Raw genomic sequence first — 15,874 nt, 5'->3', positions numbered from 1 at the left:
CCGTACATTCTTACGAAAAAGCGCCGCTCAGGGCCGGACGAGCAGCTGGAACTCGAAGGCGTACCGGGACGCGCGGTAGACGTGCGAACCGAATTCCACCGCCCGGCCCGTGTCGTCGAACGTCGTGCGCTCCATCGTGAGCAGTGGCGCCCCCACCGTCTCCGCCAGCCGCCCGGCCTCCGTCTCGGTCGCCGCGCGCGCCCCGATGGACTGGCGGGCGCTGTGCAGCGTGATGCCGCCCGCCCGCATCATCCGGTAGAGGCCGGTGGCCTCCAGGCGCTCGGTGTCGCAGTCGAACAGACCGGTCGGCAGGTGGTTGCGCAGATACGCCATCGGCTCGTCGTGCGCGTACCGCACCCGCTCGACGAGCCGCACCTCGGCGCCTTCCGGCACCCCGAGGGCGGCGGCGGCCTGCGCGGTCGCCGGTACGAGCGTGTTGCGCAGCACCTCGGTCGCCGGGCGCTGGCCGGCCGCCTCCAGGTCGTCGAAGAGGCTGCTCAGCTCCAGCGGACGCTTGACCTGGCTGTGCAGGACCTGGGTGCCGACGCCTCTGCGACGGACCAGCAGGCCCTTGTCGACCAGCGACTGGATGGCCTGGCGGACGGTGGGCCGGGACAGCCCGAGCCGCCCGGCCAGCTCGATCTCGTTGCCGAGGAGGCTGCCGGGGGCGAGGCCGCCCCGCTCGATCGCGGCCTCCAGTTGCTGCGCCAGTTGGAAGTAGAGCGGGACCGGACTGGTGCGGTCCACGGCCAGCTGGAGCGGGAGGGAGTGCTCCGTCTCCTGCCCGGGCTGCGGTGATCTCGGCTGATTGGGCACATCAGGGAGGGTAGACCCCTGCCATGTTGACGGGAAGTCGTGAAGTTCGATTGTCAGGACAAATGCTTGACATCGTGAGCCACCTGCGGCCACCTTTGGGGCCATGCGCATCGGACTCATCGGCACGGGCCGCATCGGCACCTTCCACGCGGACCTGCTCAGCCGCCACCGCGAAGTAGGGGCCCTGGTGGTGGCCGACACGGACTCGGCACGGGCGGCCCAGGTCGCCGACAGGACAGGATCGACGGCGGCGCCCTCGGTCGACGAGATCTTCTCCTGGGGGGTGGACGCCGTCGTCATCGCCTCGGCCACCTCCTCCCACGCGGAGCTGATCAGCCGCGCGGCACGGGCCGGGCTGCCCGCGTTCTGCGAGAAGCCCATCGCCCTCGACCTGGCGGGCACGCTGGGCGCGCTGCGCGAGGTCGAGTCGGCGGGTACGGTCCTGCAGCTCGGCTTCATGCGCCGCTTCGACGCCGGGTACGGCGCGGCGCGCGACCTCGTACGGTCGGGCAAGCTCGGCCGGCTGCACACGGTGCGGGCGATCACCTCGGACCCGGCGCCGCCGCCCGCCGCGTATCTGCCGCTCTCCGGCGGGCTGTACCGGGACTGTCTGGTGCACGACTTCGACATGATGCGCTGGGTCACCGGGCGCGAGGTGGTCGAGGTGTACGCGACGGGCTCCGACAACGGCCCCGCGATGTTCCGGGAGGCGGGCGACGTCGACACGGCGGCCGCTGTGCTCACCCTGGACGACGGGACACTCGCCACGGCCACGGCCGCCCGCTGCAACGGGGCCGGCTACGACGTACGGATGGAACTGGCGGGCGAGCTGGACCAGTTCGCCGTCGGGCTCGACGACCGTACGCCGATCACCTCGACGGAGCCGAAGGGCCCGCCGCCCTGCGACAACCCGTGGCCGGGCTTCCTCGAACGGTTCGCCCCGGCGTACGAGGCCGAGCTGAACGCGTTCCTGAGCGTCGTCGCCGGCGAACTGGACAATCCCTGCGACGGCCGCGAGGCGCTGCACGCGCTGCGGATCGCCGAGGCGTGCGAGCTGTCCAGGCGTGAGCGCCGGCCGGTGGCGATGACGGAGATCGCGGGCGGCTGAGCCCGCGCGCTTGCCGGGTCCGCGGTCCGGCCCGGCTCAGGGCTGCTGGACGGGCAGGACCGTGCCCTGGGCGACGGCGCACAGGGTGCGGGTGCCGTCGTCGGCGACGGTGAACACATCGCAGCGGACCGTGGCCTGCCGCCGTCCCGAGTGGACGACGGTGGCCTCGGCCAGCAGTCTTCTGCCGGTCGCCGGCCGGACGTACTGGATGGAGAAACCGCCGGTCAGCACGTTGGGGCCGAGGGTCGTCCCGGCGGCGAAGGTGATGCTGTTGTCGGCGGCGTAGGCCAGGACGCCGCCGTGCACATAGCCGTTCTGCTGGTGCAGATCCGCGCGGACCGCCACTTCGAGGACGGCCTCACCGTCACCGAAACGGGTGAGGCGGGCGCCGATCAGCTTGCTGAACGGCTGGGCGTCGAGCACCTGCTGGGCGAGGGTGATGTCGAACGCGGGCATGGTCGTTTTCTACCACCGCACCGGCAGTCGCCGCACGCCCCGGATCAGCAAGCCCGGCAGCCACTCGTACGGCTCGGGCGACGGGTCGAGCGCCAGGCCGGGGAAGCGCTCCAGCAGGCTGCGCAGCACGACGGCGCCCTCCAGCCGGGCGAGGGGTGCGCCCAGGCAGAAGTGCAGGCCGTGGCCGAAGGCGAGATGGCCCTGGGCCCCGCCCTTCGCCGCCCGCCGGATGTCGAAGGTGTCCGGTTCGGGGAAGCGCGCCGGGTCCCGGTCGGCGGAGGCGAGCCCGACCAGGACCATCTCGCCTGCCGGGATCACCGTCTCGCCGTAGGCGACCGGCTCACGGGTGTAGCGGTTGGTCGCGTTCTCCACCGGGCCCTCGTAGCGGAGCATTTCCTCGATCGCGGGTTCCAGCAGGGTGAAGTCGGCGCGCAGCGCCTTCAGTTGGTCGGGGTGGTCGAGCAACGCCCGTACCCCGTTGGAGATCAGATTGACCGTGGTCTCATGGCCGGCGATGAGCAGGATGAAGGCCATGGCGCGCAGTTCGGCGGCGGAGAGCCGGTCGTCGTCGGCGGCGCTGGTGCGCAGCAGGGCGGAGAGCAGGTCGTCGGCGGGGCCCGAACAGCGCTTGTCCTCGATGAGTTCGTCGAGGTAGTCACGCAGCGCGTAGGCGGCGGCCGTGGAGCTCTCGACCGAGGTGGGCGCGACGATCTCGTTGGTCCAGCCGCGGAAGGTGTCCCGGTCCGACCGCGGCACCCCGAGCAGTTCACAGATGACGGTGATGGGCAGCGGGAAGGCGAGTGCGTCCACGAGATCGCCGTGCCCGGCGGGGCCCATCGCGTCGAGCAGTTCGTCGGTGATCTGCTGGACGCGGGGGCGCAGGCTCTCCACCCGGCGCGCGGTGAACTCGCGGGTGATCAGCTTGCGCAGCCGGGTGTGGTCGGGCGGGTCGGAGATGAGCACGTGCGGGCCCATCAGCAGCTCCTCGCCGCCGGCGACCTGGGGCCGTTTGCCCAGCCGGGGGTCGGCGAGGGCGGCGCGTGCCTCGGCGTAGCCGACGACGAGCCACCAGCGCCAGCCGTCCGGGTTCCGCATCTGGTGGACGGGACCCAGCTCGCGCAGCTTGGCGTAGTACGGGTACGGGTCCGCGGTGAAGTCCGGTCCCAGCTCGCGTACTTCGATGGTCGCCATCGGATCAGCCTACGACGCCGTCCGGTGCTCCGGGGTCGCCCGTGGCCGGTTCGGCGTCATGGACGAGCAGGGCGATCTGGACGCGGTTGTTCATGCCCAGCTTGGCGAGGATGCGCGAGACGTGGGCCTTGACCGTGGGGATGCTCAGATAGAGTCCCGCGGCGATCTGGGCGTTGGACCGGCCGCGGCCGACGGCGAGCGCGACCTCCCGCTCCCGCTCGCCGAGCAGGGCCAGTTTCCGTGCGGCGCCCGCCCTGCGGTCGGCCGTCGGCGCGCCGGTGACATGGGTCATGAGCTGGCGGGTGACGGCGGGTGACAGCACGGGATCACCGGCCGCGACGCGCCGTACGGCGGTGACGATCTCGGCGGGCGGGGTGTCCTTGACCACGAACCCCGCCGCGCCGACGCGCAGGGCCCGCAGCACCTGTTCGTCGGCGTGGAAGGTGGTCAGGACGATCACCTGCGGGGCTTGGGGCCTGGCGCGGAGCAGTTCGGTCGCGGTCAGTCCGTCCATGACCGGCATCCGGATGTCCATCAGCACCACGTCGGGGGTTGTGCGGTCGACGAGGGCGGCGACCTCGGTACCGTCGGCGCCCTCACCGACGATCTCGATGTCGTCGGCGCCGCCGAGCATGAAGGTCAGGCCGGCCCGTACCAGCGGATCGTCGTCGACGACGAGCAGTCGGATGGTCATGCCGCCCACGGTAGCCAGGCCCGCACGGCGAAGCCGCCGTCTCCGGTGGGTCCGTGCTCGAAGCGGCCGCCGGCCAGCGCGGCCCGTTCGGTCAGGCCGATCAGGCCCTGGCCGGATCCGGGCACCGGTGTGATGTCGCCGTGCGGCGCCGTGTTGCGGACCTCGACGGTGAGTCCGTCGCCCGGGCCGCCGCCGACCAGGACCGTGGCCTCGGTGCCGGGCGCGTGTTTGCGCGCGTTGGTCAGGGCCTCCTGGGCGATGCGGTAGGCGGTGCGTCCGACGGCGGCGGGCGCGGCGGCCGGGTCGGCGACGCCGCTGTCGAAGGTGACCCGCATCCCCGCGTCCCTGGACTCGGCGACCAGGGCTTCGAGGGTGGCGAGGGTGGGCTGCGGGCGGTCGCCGTCGTCGCCGGGCGTACGCAGGACGCCGATGATCGCGCGCAGGTCCTGGAGCGCTTCGTGGGCGCTGTCCCTGATCACCCCGGCCGCCCTCGCCACCTCGGGCGGCGGCGCGTCCGGCCGGAATTCGAGGGCGCCCGCGTGGACGCTGAGCAGGCTCAGCCGGTGGGCGAGCACGTCGTGCATCTCGCGGGCGATGGACTCCCTGGCGAGCCGCTGGGCCTGTTCGGCCCGCAGGTCGGCCTCGGCCTCGGCGCGCTGGGCCCGCTCGCGCAGGGCGACGACGAGCTGGCGCCTGGCCCGTACGAGCATGCCCCAGCCGGTGACCAGCAGGATCAGCAGGGCGGTGCTGAACACGGCGACTGTGAACGAGACGGTCGGGTCGGGGCGGAGCACCGCCTGGACGACGCCGGTGACGACGGCCAGCGCCCCGATGAGGGCGACCGGTTTGAACGGCCGGTGGACGGCGACGGCGAACAGGCTCACCAGCGCGGCCCCGCTGCTGACCGGTGCGACGGCGGTGAGGAGGGTCAGCGCGACGGCGAGGGCGACCGGCCGGCGCCGGCGCAGCCACAGCGCGCAGCAGGCGACGGCGCCGGCCGCCAGGTCGAGCGCGACGACCGTGTCGGAGTTGCCCGCCTTGGTGGCCGCGTCGAGGGCGAACATGCCGAAGAGGACGGCGCAGCCGAGCATCGCCGTGTCCACGATCCAGTCACGGACCGTGCGGCGCTGCCGGGGTTCCGCCATGGCGGACGGCAGCAGCCAGCGGTACTCCATCGTCGTCATACGTCCACGGTACGCAGGTGGGAGGGGGTGGGCGGCCCTCGCGGCGGGAGCAGCTACCAAAGTCACACGGCTCCCGACTTCGGACACCGCGTTACCGGAAAGAGACGCACATGTCTGGTTCTCATCGGTCCCTCGTGGTTAAAGTAGCCCCACACGAATTAATCTCAGCGTGAGAGGAATTGTGGCAACTACCTCCCTCCCCCGTGCGTCCAACCGCAGCGCCGTCCTCGCGGCCCTGCTGTCCGGCGCCGAGACGGACCGCCAGCAGCTGATCGCCGACACCGGTCTCAGCCGCGCCACGGTGTTCCGGATCATCGACGACCTGATGGCCGACGGGCTCGCCCGCGAAGGCCGCCGGCTGCTCCGCGAAGGACCTGGCCGGCAGTCCACATCGGTGGGCTTCAACAACCGCTCCGCCCTGGTGTGCGGCATCGACCTCGGCGGCACCAACTGCCGTGTCGTGGTGTCCGACGCGCTGGGCCGCCCGCTGATCAGAAGCCGTGACGCGACACCGCGCGACGCGACGTCGGCCGAACTGGCCGCCTGGGTGGCCCGCCGGGTCACCGAACTGGTCGCGGGACACGGCGAGGACATCACCCTGCACACCGTCACCATCGGTCTGCCGGGTGTGGTGACCGGTGACGGCCGTACCGTCGTCGCCTCGCACAACCTCGGCCAGATCAAGGGCACCGCCTTCATCGAGGAGGTCTCCCGGCTGCTGGGTGTGGCGACCTTCGTCGGCAACGACTCCAACCTCGCCCTGCTGGGCGAGTTGAGTTACGGATCGCTGCCGGACCGCGAGACGGCCGTCCTGCTCGCCATGGGCACCGGCCTCGGTTCGGCCGTCTCGCTCGAAGGGCGGGTGCTGACCGGTGAGTCGGGGCTGCTCGGCGAGTTCGGCCGGCTCCCGCTGCCGGGCCGCGAGGAGCGGCTGCGCGATCTGCTCTCCGGCGCCGACCTGGTCGCCTACGCACGCCGCAGGGGCGTCGAAGTCCCCACGGCGCAGAGCCTCTTCGCCGACCGGGCGCGCTACGCGGCGCTGCTCGACGAGGTGCACTCCGCGCTGACCCATCTGGTCTCGGTCGTGGCCCTGGCCTACGAACCGAAGACGGTCGTCCTCACCGGCGGGTTCTCCGAGTCCTTCGACCCGGCCTGGCTGGGCCGGATCAGCGACCAGGTCGCGGACACCGTCGGGGTGCGCAGCCTGGTCAGGAAGTCCGACCTGGGCGACTCGGCGGGGCTGCTCGGCTCGATGGCCTCGTCCCTCGGCCACTACTACGCGTCACTCGGGGTCAGCGCCCCGGACAGCGCCTCGATCGACGTCGACCGCGAACTGATCGTCAAGCGGCTCGACGACTGTCCCACGGACGAACAAGAAGGGTGAGAAGAATGAACCGATCACGGTGGCGGTATGCCGTCACGGCGCTGCCGGTCATGGCGCTCGCGCTGACCGGCTGCGGCGGTGGCAGCGGCGGCTCGCAGTCCGAGTCCGACCACAAGCTCACCATCTGGATGATGACCGGCGGCCCCGGTGACAATCCGCTGATCAAGGACGTCAACACCGAGTTCGCCAAGAAGCACCCGGACATCAAGGTCGACATCCAGATACAGCAGTGGGACGGGGTCGCCACGAAGGTGACCACGGCGCTGGCGACCAACAACCCGCCGGACATCGTCGAGATGGGCAACACCCAGACCCCGCTGCAGACTTACTCCGGCGGTCTCGCCGATCTCACCGCCGACAAGAAGTCCTTCGAGGGCTCCGACGGCTGGCTGACCGGGCTTTCGGGCCCCTCCACGTACGACGGCAAGCTGTACGCCGTACCGCTGTACGGCGGCACCAAGGTCGTCATGTACAACAAGAAGCTGTTCGCCGACGCCGGGATCAAGCAACCCCCCAAGACGCTTGCGCAGTTGCAGCAGGACTGCGGGACGCTCGCCAAGGCCAACGCGCAGGTGGCCAACTTCTCCGGGTTCTACCTGCCGGGCCAGTACTGGTTCAACGGCATGCCGTTCCTCTTCGGCAAGGGCGGCGAGATCGCCACCCGGTCCGGCGGCACGTGGAAGGCGCAGATGAGTTCCCCGCAGAACGCGGCGGGACTCACCGCCTGGCGGGACTTCCAGAACAGCTGCTCCACCAAGTCCTCCGTCGGCGTCAACACCGACAGCCCCGACCAGGACCAGCTCTTCGCCGACGGCAAGGCCGCCATGGCGTACGTGAAGGCCTGGGAGCCGGCCGCCGTGCTGGAGAAGAACCCGTCACTCAAGGACGAGATCGGCTTCTTCCCGATGCCCGGCTACACCGCTGACAAGTCCATGCCGGTGATCGTCTCCGGTTCGACGGTCGGGGTCGCGGCCAACAGCCCGGACCAGGAGGCGGCAGCGGACTGGCTGCGCATCGTCTCCGGCAAGCGGTTCCAGCAGAAGATGGCGACCACGCTCAATCTGCTGCCCGTGTCACCCGACTTCACCCCGCCGGGCGTGCCGGAGCAGCTGACCGTCGCGTCCGCCGCCAGCCGGATCAGTCGGCCGCTGCCCAGCAGTCCGGGCGAGGCGACGCTGGAGACCGAGCGGTACAACGAGCAGTTCTTCTCGAAGATCGCGAGCGGCGCCGACATCGCGAAGGCGTCGGCCGACTACGACAAGCACGCGACCGAAGCCTTCAACTCACTGAGCGACTAGTCCTTCTGAGGCCCTGATGGCAATCACAGAGAAGCGGAGTCCGGTACGCACCTCGACCGGGCCCCGCCCCCGGCCCCCGGGCCGGCGCCGCAGCGCCACCCGGCCACGGATGCTGCCCTGGGCGATGATCGCACCCGCGGTGATCGCACTCCTGCTGATCCAGGGCTATCCCCTGGTGCGGCTGCTCGTCCTGTCCACGCAGGACTTCGGTCCGCGCTCGCTCTTCACCGGACAGGCCGACTTCGTCGGACTCGACAACTTCACCAAGATATTCGGCGACGCGGACTTCCGGGCCGTGCTGGTCCGTACCCTGGTGTTCACCGCGTTGTGTGTCCTGCTGCTGATGGTGCTGGGTTTCCTCATCTCGCATCTGCTGATGGGTGTCTCCCGGTGGGTGCAGATCGTCACCACGGTGTGTCTGGTGCTGGTGTGGGCGATGCCGATGGTCGCGGCGACGCTGGTGTGGCAGTGGATGTACCAGCCGCAGTACGGCGTGGCCAACTGGCTGCTCACCAAGCTCCAGGTGTTCGGCGACCTGACGGCGCACGACTGGTTCTCCCATCCGAACCAGGCACTCGGGCTGATCGTCCTGCTGACGGTGTGGAAGGGGCTGCCCTTCGTGGCCCTGACGCTGTTCGCCGCACGCGGGCAGATATCCGAGTCGCTGTACGAGGCGGCGCGGCTCGACGGTGCGGGCACCCTGCAGACGTTCCGGCACATCACCATCCCGATCATGCGTCCGGTGCTGGCGATCCTGACCATCCTGGAAGTCATCTGGTCGGTCAACTCGTTCACCCCGATCTGGGTGCTGACCCAGGGCGGTCCCGACGGGCAGACCACCACCCTCGGTGTGTACGCCTACATCACCGCGTTCAGCCGCAACGACTACGGCAGCGGCGCCTCCATCGCCGTGGTGACGGTGCTGATCCTGGCGCTGTTCTCCATCGCCTACGTACGCAAGCTCTCGGCCCAGGGGGAGACGCGATGAGCGCATCGATGACACCGGCACGCCGGCGGCGCACCGTCAACAACATCATCGCGCTGCTGGTCTCCGCCGTGATGGTGTTCCCCGTCTACTGGATGGTGACCACAGCGCTGAAGCGGCCCGGCAGGATCCTCAGCGCCGTACCGCAGTTCTTCCCCTGGCCGCTGAGTCTGGACAACTTCGCGCGGGCCCTGGACAAGCCGCACTTCTGGGTCTTCGTCCGCAACTCGCTGACCGTGACGCTGTCCTCGGTCGTACTGTCCCTGATCATCTCGCTGTTCGCCGCCGTCGCCATCGCCCGCTTCCGGTTCGCCGGCCGCAAGGCACTGCTCGCGATCCTGGTGCTGGTCCAGATGATCCCGGCCGCGGCGATGGTCATCCCGGTCTATCTGATGCTCAGATCCATCAACGGCCTCGACTTCATACCGGGGTTGGTCCTCACCTACATGACGTTCGTGCTGCCGTTCACGATCTGGACACTGCGCGGCTTCGTCGAGGGCGTACCGGTCGAGCTGGAGGAAGCGGCGCTCGTCGACGGGTGCGGCAGGTTCCAGATGTACACCCGGGTGCTGCTCCCGCTGCTGATGCCGGGCATCGTCGCCACCTCCATCTTCGCCTTCGTCAACGCGTGGGACGACTATCTCTTCGCCTACGTGATCATGAAGTCGCAGAGCAACTACACACTGCCGGTCTGGCTGGTGTCCTTCCAGACCTCGGAGAGCGTCGACTACGGCGCCATGATCGCGGCTTCGACGATCTTCTCCATCCCCGTACTGATCTTCTTCCTGCTGGTGCAGCGACGCCTGGTCGGCGGCATGACCAGCGGCGCGGTCAAGGAATGACCGCGCGACGAAACGAGAGAGCGAGGAGCTCATGAGCGAGCTGTCCCGACTGGCCCACGGTGTGCTGTTCCCGGCACTCGGCCGGCGCACCGTGCCCCGGTGGGCCCGTGCGAGCGTCGCCGAAGGGCTCGGCGGATTCGTCCTGTTCGGCAAGGACATCGCGTCGGCCGAGCAGGTGCGCGAGCTGACGGCCGGGCTGCACGGACTGCGGGAGCATGTCGTGCTCTCCATCGACGAGGAGGGCGGCGACGTCAACCGCCTTGAGGCGCACGGCGGTACGTCGGTGCCCGGCAACCACGCGCTGGGCCGGCTCGACGACCCGGAGCTGACCCGGCAGGCCGCGTACCAGATCGGCCTCTCGCTGGTCGAGGCCGGTGTGGACTGGGACCTGGCGCCCGCGGTCGACGCCGCGGTCAACCCGCTGAGCCCCAACGGCATCCGCTGTTTCGGCTCGGACCGGACCCTGGTCGCCAAGCACGCGGCGGCCTGGGTGGAAGGCCTCCAGTCCGCCGGGGTCAGCGCCTGCGCCAAACACTTCCCCGGGCACGGGCTCAGCTCGACCGACGCCCACCTCGGCACACCCACCGTCGGCCTGTCCCGGCAGGAGCTGGTCGACCACTACCTCGACCCGTTCCGCGCGGCCATCTCCGCCGGGGTCGACAGCATCATGGTCTCGCACGTCCTGCTGACCCAGCTCGACGACGTACCCGCCACCATCAGCCCGGCCGTGCTGACCGGGCTGCTGCGCGAGGAGCTGGGCTACGACGGTGTCGTCATCACCGACGCCCTGGAGATGCACGGCATCAGCGATGTCGCGAGCCTGCCGGAGGCGGCGGTACGGGCCATCGGCGCGGGCGCCGACGCGCTCTGCCTGGGCGCGTGGGCGTTCGGGGACGACGTGCGGACGGCGGCCACCGCCCTGGTCACGGCCGTCGAGGACGGCACACTGCCGCTGGCCCGGCTGCGCGAGGCCAACGAACGCATCGCCAGGCTCGGCACGCGGCGGCGCGCCGCCGGTGAGGCCCACGACGACGCGGTGGGCGCACGGCTCGCCCGGGCCGTCACCGAGGTGCACGGCGACGCGCGGATACGCGGCGACCGCGCCCTGGTCGTACGGCTCGACCCGACCCACTCGCCCGCGCAGGGCGGCGCGTCCTGGGGTGTGGAGGAGCCGCTGCGCGCCGCGGGGGTCGAGGTGGAGTCGCTGGCCGTGGCCGGTGACACGTACAACGCCGAAGGCATGATCCGCGCCGAGATCGGGCTGTTCCGCGACGAGTTCGGCCCGGCTGCCGATGTGCTGCTGCTCGTCCGCAGCTCGCACCGCTTCCCCTGGCAGCGCCCCGTGCTGGACGACCTGCTCAAGCGGTACCCGACGGCCGTCGTGGTCGACATGGGCGTACCCGGCGACGACTTCAGCGGCTTCCGCGGCTGGGTACGCACCTTCGGCGCCTCGCGGGTCTGCGCACAGGCCGCTGTCGGCGCCCTGCTGGCCGACGCGTGACCGGCGGGCAGCCGCCCGCGCCCCAACTGCTCGTCGGCGCGCGGCTCGTGACACCCCGTCACGGCGTCACGGCCGGGTGGCTGGCGATCAGCGACGGGCGGATCGACGCACTCGGGCACGGCGCGCCGCCGGACTCCGCCGAGGGGCCGGTGCTCGACCTCGGCGGCCGGCTGCTGGTGCCCGGGTTCGTGGATCCGCACTGCCACGGCGGCGCCGGCCACTCGGTCTACACCGGCGACCCGGCCGACGTACGGGCGGCGACGGCCGGCCATCTGGCGCGCGGTACGACCACCATGCTGGCGTCCGTCGCCACGACGGCGCCGCCGGCGATGGAGGCGGCGGCGCGCGCCGTCGCCGAGGTGATCGAGGACGGCTCGGCGCCCTCGCTCGCGGGGATCCACTTCGAGGGCCCCTTCCTGTCGCCCGAGCGGCGAGGTGCGCAGACCCGTGACGCCCTGCGCACCCCCGACCGGGCGGTGCTGGCGCGGCTGCTGGCAGCGGCGGGCGGCCACGCCCGGTCGATGACCGTCGCGCCCGAACTGCCCGGCGCCGTCGAGCTGATCCGCGAGCACGCGGACGACCTGCTGTTCTGTCTCGGGCACAGCGACGCGACGGCCGAGCAGTTCGGCCGGGCGGCGGCGGCCGGCGCACGCGCCGTCACCCATCTCTTCAACGCGATGCCGCCCCTGCACCACCGGGAGCCGGGGCCGGCGGCGGCAGCGCTGCTCGACCCCAGGCTGAGCTGCGAGTTGATCCTGGACGGGCACCATCTGGCCGACGACACGGTCCGGTTGGCCCACCGGACGGCCGGGGCCGACCGGCTGCTGCTCGTCAGCGACGCCATGCCGGCCGCCGGACTCTCCGACGGCACCTACCGGTTCGCCGACCGGGAGGTCACCGTCACCGACGGCGTGGCACGGCTGCGCGGCACGGACACACTCGCCGGCTCCACCCTGTTCGTCGCTGACGCCTTCCGCCGCGCGGTGCTCGGCATCGGACTGCCGCTCGCCGACGCCGTACGGATGGCGACGACGAACGCGGCGCGGCTGCTGAGGCTGACCGACCGGGGCGCCCTGCTCCCGGGGCTGCGCGCCGACTTGGTGTCGCTCGACGCCGAGCTGCGCCCCGACCGGGTCTGGCTCGCGGGTGAGAGCGTGCACTTGTGACACTCCTGTGACCGGAGCTGTGGCCTCCGTCACGCGTGCGTGGTCACCGCCCTGATGGGATGACCCGATGAGCAGACCCTCCGCCTTCCGCCCGGCCGCCGCCGCGCCCGCACCCTTCCTGGCGGCCCTCGCCGCGACCGCTCTGCTGCTCACGGGCTGCGGGACGGAGCCCGCGGGCGCCGGGGACCGAGGTGCGGGCGCGGCCGGTTCGCCGTCCGGCACACCGGTCGACGATCCGGGCAAGGACGGCGTACGGGTCACCTCGGTGACCTTGCCGTCGCCTTCCCGCACGCCGTCCGACGACTACTCCGTCCACGCCGACAGCCTGTATTCGGGGATCTCCGCCGCCTACGAGGTCACCAACAAGAGCGCCGAGACGCTGACTTACACGGTCATCATCACCTTCCAGAGCGCTGACGGCGGCGCCATGTCCAACCGGACCGTGACCGTGCGCGACGTCGGTCCTGGCAGGACCGTGCGCGGCACGGTCCAGGCCGAAGCGCTGCCGCCCGGGGCGCCACGGACCACGGGGGCCAAGGTGCTGGAGGTGACCAGGGTCCCCGCAGCCGAGGCGCCGACCGAGCCGGGCACCTGCCCCGCCTCGGGGATCCGCGTCAGCGTCGACCGAGGAGACGCGGCCATGGGGCTGCGGGTCGTGGGCCTGCACCTCGACAACTGCGGCACGCGCACCTACACCGTCGAGGGCTATCCGCTGCTGCAACTCCTCGACGAGGACCGTAAGCCCGTCGACGGCGTGCAGATCCTCGAAGGCAGCGCCGAGATCTCCACCGGCGCGGGACCCGACACGCCGCCCGGGCCCGTCACCCTCAAGCCGGGCGAGGAGGCCACCTCCGCCCTGGTCTGGCGCAACACCACCCAGATGGGGACGGCGGTGAACGTGCCCTACGTACGGGTCCGGGCGAAGGCCGGCGCCGACCCGGTGACGGTGACCCCGAAGCTCGACCTGGGCACCACCGGGAAGCTCGGGGTCAAACCGTGGGCGAAGGCGAAGCCGTAGCCGCGGGGCGGGTCCGCGAAGTCTCCGCCGGGTGACTCAGTCGCCCATCAGCTTCCGGGCCTGCGGCCAACTCTGCTCGGCGGCACGGGCGTTGCCCGCACGCGTACCACCCAGATCCTCGCGCGCCCCGCTCTCGACGACCGTGCCGGAGGGGAAGTAGGGAAGGTTCGTCACGCCGTGCCCGGCGCCCGGGTACACCAGCGCCCGGTACGACACGCCCGTGACACTCTGACCCGAGGCGATGAGCTGCGCCGAGGTGGCCGAGTCCCACACCTTGTCGTCGGCGCCGGCGACGGCGAGGACACTTCCGCGTACGTTGTCGAGCGGTATCGGGGCGGCCTCGGCCGGCTTGCCGTCCTTCGTCCACGCGACACCGCCGTGCGGATAGCCCGGACTAGTACGCGCGCTCGGGGCGAACACGACCGCGTTGCGAACCAGTTCCGGGTAGTCCTGGACCAGCAGTTGGGCCGGTTCGGTGCCCCGGGAGGCGCCGACGACCGTCGTACGTCCCGGAGCGGCGCCGGCCCGCCGGTCCAGCACCCGCGCCGCCGTGGCGAAGTACTCCATGGGGATGCGCTCCAGGCTCTTCGGCGGCCCGTCGTCCTGACACCCGAAGTAGCAGACAGCCAGGGCCGGATGGCCACGCGAGGCGAGCAGCGCCGCACGACCGCTGTAGCTCACCCCGCCCTCCGAGCCGCCGAGCAGCAGGACGGGCGCTCCCTGCCGGGCGCCTGCGGGCGGCAGATACAGCTCCCCGCTGACCTGGTCGCGCGCCTCGGTGAGCGTGGTGTGCCGCACCCCGCGCCCGACCGTGGTGCGGGTGAGCGTCTTCGCCGCGACGGTGCGGTCGCCCGCGCGCAGGGTGATCCGTACGGAGAACGAGGACGTCTGCTTCGGCGGCTGGAACCACGAGGTCACCGGGTCGGCGCCGCGCGGTGTCATCGACCAGAACAGCCCCATGGCGTCGACGCCCCGGTAGGTGCCGGACTTCGGGGCGTCGCGGTCGAGATCGATCACGCCGTGCTTGTCGGCGGTCAGGACGGCCTTGCCCGTCCACGTCCGGTGCCGGGCGTCCACGGCACTGGACCCCGCGGTGACCTCTTCCCCGGGACGCAGGCCGGTGAAGCGCAGCCGCACCGGTGCGTCGGCGAGTGAGACGGGCCTGTCGACGCTCAGCACGGCGTGCTCGCTGTGCTTCACGCCGCCGCTTCCGCAGCCGGCCGCCACGAGCATGGCGACCGGGAGAGCGAATACCACCGAGGCCGTACGAACCTTCGACTGCCGCATCCTCCGATTGTTCGTTCGGGCCCGGCCGGATATCAAGTGGGCGCTCCGTGGGCCGTGTTGGCGGTTGCCGAGCCTGGGGTCCGATAGCCGCCAGCGGCGTCGCCGCCGCGCCGCTTTCATCGTAGGCAGCGTGCGGCGGGAGCTTCGTCCGTCGGCGCCCCACCACGGAAGAGGGAGACGGCTCATGTCCGCACTGGACGGCAGGACGGCACTGGTCACCGGCGGCAGCCGGGGTATCGGAGCGGCGACGGCGCTGCGGCTCGCGCAGGACGGCGCCGATGTGGCGCTCACCTATGTGACGGGCGAGGAGGCGGCGCTCGCCGTCGTACGGAAGATCGAGGCGACGGGGCGGCGCGGGCTCGCGCTGCGCGCCGATTCGGCCGACCCGGCGGAGGCGGCAGGGGCGGTGGACCGTACGGTGGCGGGCCTCGGGAAGCTCGACATCCTCGTCAACAACGTGGGCGTGGGGCTGCTCGGTCCGCTCGACGGCTTCACCGCCGACGAGGTGTCCCGGACTCTGGACGTGAATGTCCGGGGCGTGTTCCTCGCCTCGCAGGCGGCGGCGTCGCGGCTGGGCCGCGGCGGCCGGATCGTCACCGTCGGCAGCTGTATGACGCAGCGCGTGCCGGGCCCCGGCGGCACGCTCTACGCGACGAGCAAGTCGGCGCTGATCGGTCTGACGAAGGCGCTGGCACGGGAGTTGGGCGAGCGCGGCATCACCGCCAACATCGTCCACCCGGGCCCGACGGACACGGACATGAATCCGGCCGACGGGCCGCACTCACCGGCCCAGAGCGCCATGACGGCGCTCGGCCGGTACGGCTCGGCGGACGAGGTGGCGGCGATGGTGGCGTTCCTCGCCGGTGACGAGGCCGGCTATGTGACGGGGGCGGAGTTCGCGGTGGACGGCGGCCACGCCGCCTAGGCCGCTCGCCCAGGCCCTG

Annotated in this window: 15 protein-coding genes; 9 read left to right on the top strand and 6 right to left on the bottom strand. The window is 71.5% G+C overall.

Going from position 1 to position 15,874, the window contains the following annotated elements:
- Nucleotides 1-27 precede the first annotated feature (27 nt).
- Nucleotides 28-816 carry a GntR family transcriptional regulator gene (locus OHS57_RS30395; protein WP_277816769.1) on the bottom strand — a complete coding sequence of 263 codons (789 nt, stop codon included), beginning with the start codon at nucleotides 814-816 and terminating at the stop codon, nucleotides 28-30.
- A gap of 103 nt (nucleotides 817-919) precedes the next feature.
- Between OHS57_RS30395 and OHS57_RS30390 the strand changes: the two genes are divergently transcribed.
- Nucleotides 920-1,924, top strand: coding sequence for a Gfo/Idh/MocA family protein (locus OHS57_RS30390; RefSeq protein ID WP_041992466.1), 1,005 nt, complete (start codon nucleotides 920-922; stop codon nucleotides 1,922-1,924).
- 36 nt (nucleotides 1,925-1,960) lie between these two features.
- On the opposite strand, the gene OHS57_RS30385 is transcribed toward OHS57_RS30390, so the two are convergent.
- From OHS57_RS30385 to OHS57_RS30370, 4 genes are read right to left on the bottom strand one after another with little or no spacing between them, the layout of a single operon-like run.
- A complete protein-coding gene (locus OHS57_RS30385) occupies nucleotides 1,961-2,380 on the bottom strand; it encodes a PaaI family thioesterase (RefSeq protein WP_328583958.1) in 420 nt (139 codons plus the stop codon).
- A gap of 9 nt (nucleotides 2,381-2,389) precedes the next feature.
- A complete protein-coding gene (locus tag OHS57_RS30380; RefSeq protein ID WP_041992461.1) occupies nucleotides 2,390-3,571 on the bottom strand; it encodes a cytochrome P450 family protein in 1,182 nt (393 codons plus the stop codon).
- A 4-nt stretch (nucleotides 3,572-3,575) separates the two neighbouring features.
- Nucleotides 3,576-4,265, bottom strand: coding sequence for a response regulator transcription factor (locus OHS57_RS30375; RefSeq protein ID WP_328583957.1), 690 nt, complete (start codon nucleotides 4,263-4,265; stop codon nucleotides 3,576-3,578).
- Nucleotides 4,262-5,449 (bottom strand): sensor histidine kinase, encoded by a 1,188-nt coding sequence (locus OHS57_RS30370; protein ID WP_041992457.1) that lies wholly within the window; start codon nucleotides 5,447-5,449, stop codon nucleotides 4,262-4,264. Before OHS57_RS30370 ends, OHS57_RS30375 begins: the two co-directional genes overlap by 4 nt.
- Before the next feature lie 181 nt (nucleotides 5,450-5,630).
- On the opposite strand from OHS57_RS30370, the gene OHS57_RS30365 reads away from it, so the two are divergent.
- The 7 genes from OHS57_RS30365 (at nucleotide 5,631) to OHS57_RS30335 (ending at nucleotide 13,643) form a co-directional block, all read left to right on the top strand.
- Entirely contained in the window at nucleotides 5,631-6,833 is a 1,203-nt protein-coding gene (locus tag OHS57_RS30365; RefSeq protein WP_041992454.1) for an ROK family protein, read from the top strand.
- A gap of 5 nt (nucleotides 6,834-6,838) precedes the next feature.
- Complete coding sequence (locus OHS57_RS30360) at nucleotides 6,839-8,131, top strand: extracellular solute-binding protein (RefSeq protein WP_328583956.1); 1,293 nt, start codon at nucleotides 6,839-6,841, stop codon at nucleotides 8,129-8,131.
- A gap of 16 nt (nucleotides 8,132-8,147) precedes the next feature.
- On the top strand, nucleotides 8,148-9,119 hold the full coding sequence (locus OHS57_RS30355) for a carbohydrate ABC transporter permease (protein WP_041992450.1): 972 nt from the start codon (nucleotides 8,148-8,150) through the stop codon (nucleotides 9,117-9,119).
- The gene (locus OHS57_RS30350) at nucleotides 9,116-9,958 is read left to right on the top strand and encodes a carbohydrate ABC transporter permease (protein WP_328583955.1); all 843 of its coding nucleotides are present in this window, start codon (nucleotides 9,116-9,118) and stop codon (nucleotides 9,956-9,958) included. The genes OHS57_RS30355 and OHS57_RS30350 overlap by 4 nt, the downstream gene beginning before the upstream one ends.
- A 31-nt stretch (nucleotides 9,959-9,989) precedes the next feature.
- The gene (locus OHS57_RS30345) at nucleotides 9,990-11,459 is read left to right on the top strand and encodes a glycoside hydrolase family 3 protein (protein ID WP_328583954.1); all 1,470 of its coding nucleotides are present in this window, start codon (nucleotides 9,990-9,992) and stop codon (nucleotides 11,457-11,459) included.
- On the top strand, nucleotides 11,456-12,625 hold the full coding sequence (nagA, locus tag OHS57_RS30340; protein ID WP_328583953.1) for an N-acetylglucosamine-6-phosphate deacetylase: 1,170 nt from the start codon (nucleotides 11,456-11,458) through the stop codon (nucleotides 12,623-12,625). Before OHS57_RS30345 ends, nagA begins: the two co-directional genes overlap by 4 nt.
- A gap of 67 nt (nucleotides 12,626-12,692) precedes the next feature.
- Nucleotides 12,693-13,643 carry a DUF4232 domain-containing protein gene (locus OHS57_RS30335; protein WP_328583952.1) on the top strand — a complete coding sequence of 317 codons (951 nt, stop codon included), beginning with the start codon at nucleotides 12,693-12,695 and terminating at the stop codon, nucleotides 13,641-13,643.
- A 36-nt stretch (nucleotides 13,644-13,679) separates the two neighbouring features.
- On the opposite strand, the gene OHS57_RS30330 is transcribed toward OHS57_RS30335, so the two are convergent.
- Nucleotides 13,680-14,930 (bottom strand): acyl-CoA thioesterase/bile acid-CoA:amino acid N-acyltransferase family protein, encoded by a 1,251-nt coding sequence (locus tag OHS57_RS30330; protein WP_328583951.1) that lies wholly within the window; start codon nucleotides 14,928-14,930, stop codon nucleotides 13,680-13,682.
- A gap of 184 nt (nucleotides 14,931-15,114) precedes the next feature.
- On the opposite strand from OHS57_RS30330, the gene OHS57_RS30325 reads away from it, so the two are divergent.
- Entirely contained in the window at nucleotides 15,115-15,855 is a 741-nt protein-coding gene (locus OHS57_RS30325; protein ID WP_328583950.1) for a 3-oxoacyl-ACP reductase family protein, read from the top strand.
- Nucleotides 15,856-15,874: the final 19 nt, after the last annotated feature.

Source organism: Streptomyces sp. NBC_00370, from assembly GCF_036084755.1.
Taxonomy (GTDB): domain Bacteria; phylum Actinomycetota; class Actinomycetes; order Streptomycetales; family Streptomycetaceae; genus Streptomyces.
Note: the sequence above shows the minus strand (reverse complement) of the source record. Positions and strands in the feature narration are given on the sequence as shown.

Coding starts and splice junctions, on each gene's coding strand:
- OHS57_RS30390 (WP_041992466.1), top strand. CDS start 920: ATGCGCATCGGACTCATCGGCACGGGCCGCATCGGCACCTTCCACGCG.
- OHS57_RS30385 (WP_328583958.1), bottom strand. CDS start 2,380: ATGCCCGCGTTCGACATCACCCTCGCCCAGCAGGTGCTCGACGCCCAG.
- OHS57_RS30380 (WP_041992461.1), bottom strand. CDS start 3,571: ATGGCGACCATCGAAGTACGCGAGCTGGGACCGGACTTCACCGCGGAC.
- OHS57_RS30375 (WP_328583957.1), bottom strand. CDS start 4,265: ATGACCATCCGACTGCTCGTCGTCGACGACGATCCGCTGGTACGGGCC.
- OHS57_RS30370 (WP_041992457.1), bottom strand. CDS start 5,449: ATGACGACGATGGAGTACCGCTGGCTGCTGCCGTCCGCCATGGCGGAA.
- OHS57_RS30360 (WP_328583956.1), top strand. CDS start 6,839: ATGAACCGATCACGGTGGCGGTATGCCGTCACGGCGCTGCCGGTCATG.
- OHS57_RS30355 (WP_041992450.1), top strand. CDS start 8,148: ATGGCAATCACAGAGAAGCGGAGTCCGGTACGCACCTCGACCGGGCCC.
- OHS57_RS30350 (WP_328583955.1), top strand. CDS start 9,116: ATGAGCGCATCGATGACACCGGCACGCCGGCGGCGCACCGTCAACAAC.
- OHS57_RS30345 (WP_328583954.1), top strand. CDS start 9,990: ATGAGCGAGCTGTCCCGACTGGCCCACGGTGTGCTGTTCCCGGCACTC.
- OHS57_RS30335 (WP_328583952.1), top strand. CDS start 12,693: ATGAGCAGACCCTCCGCCTTCCGCCCGGCCGCCGCCGCGCCCGCACCC.
- OHS57_RS30330 (WP_328583951.1), bottom strand. CDS start 14,930: ATGCGGCAGTCGAAGGTTCGTACGGCCTCGGTGGTATTCGCTCTCCCG.
- OHS57_RS30325 (WP_328583950.1), top strand. CDS start 15,115: ATGTCCGCACTGGACGGCAGGACGGCACTGGTCACCGGCGGCAGCCGG.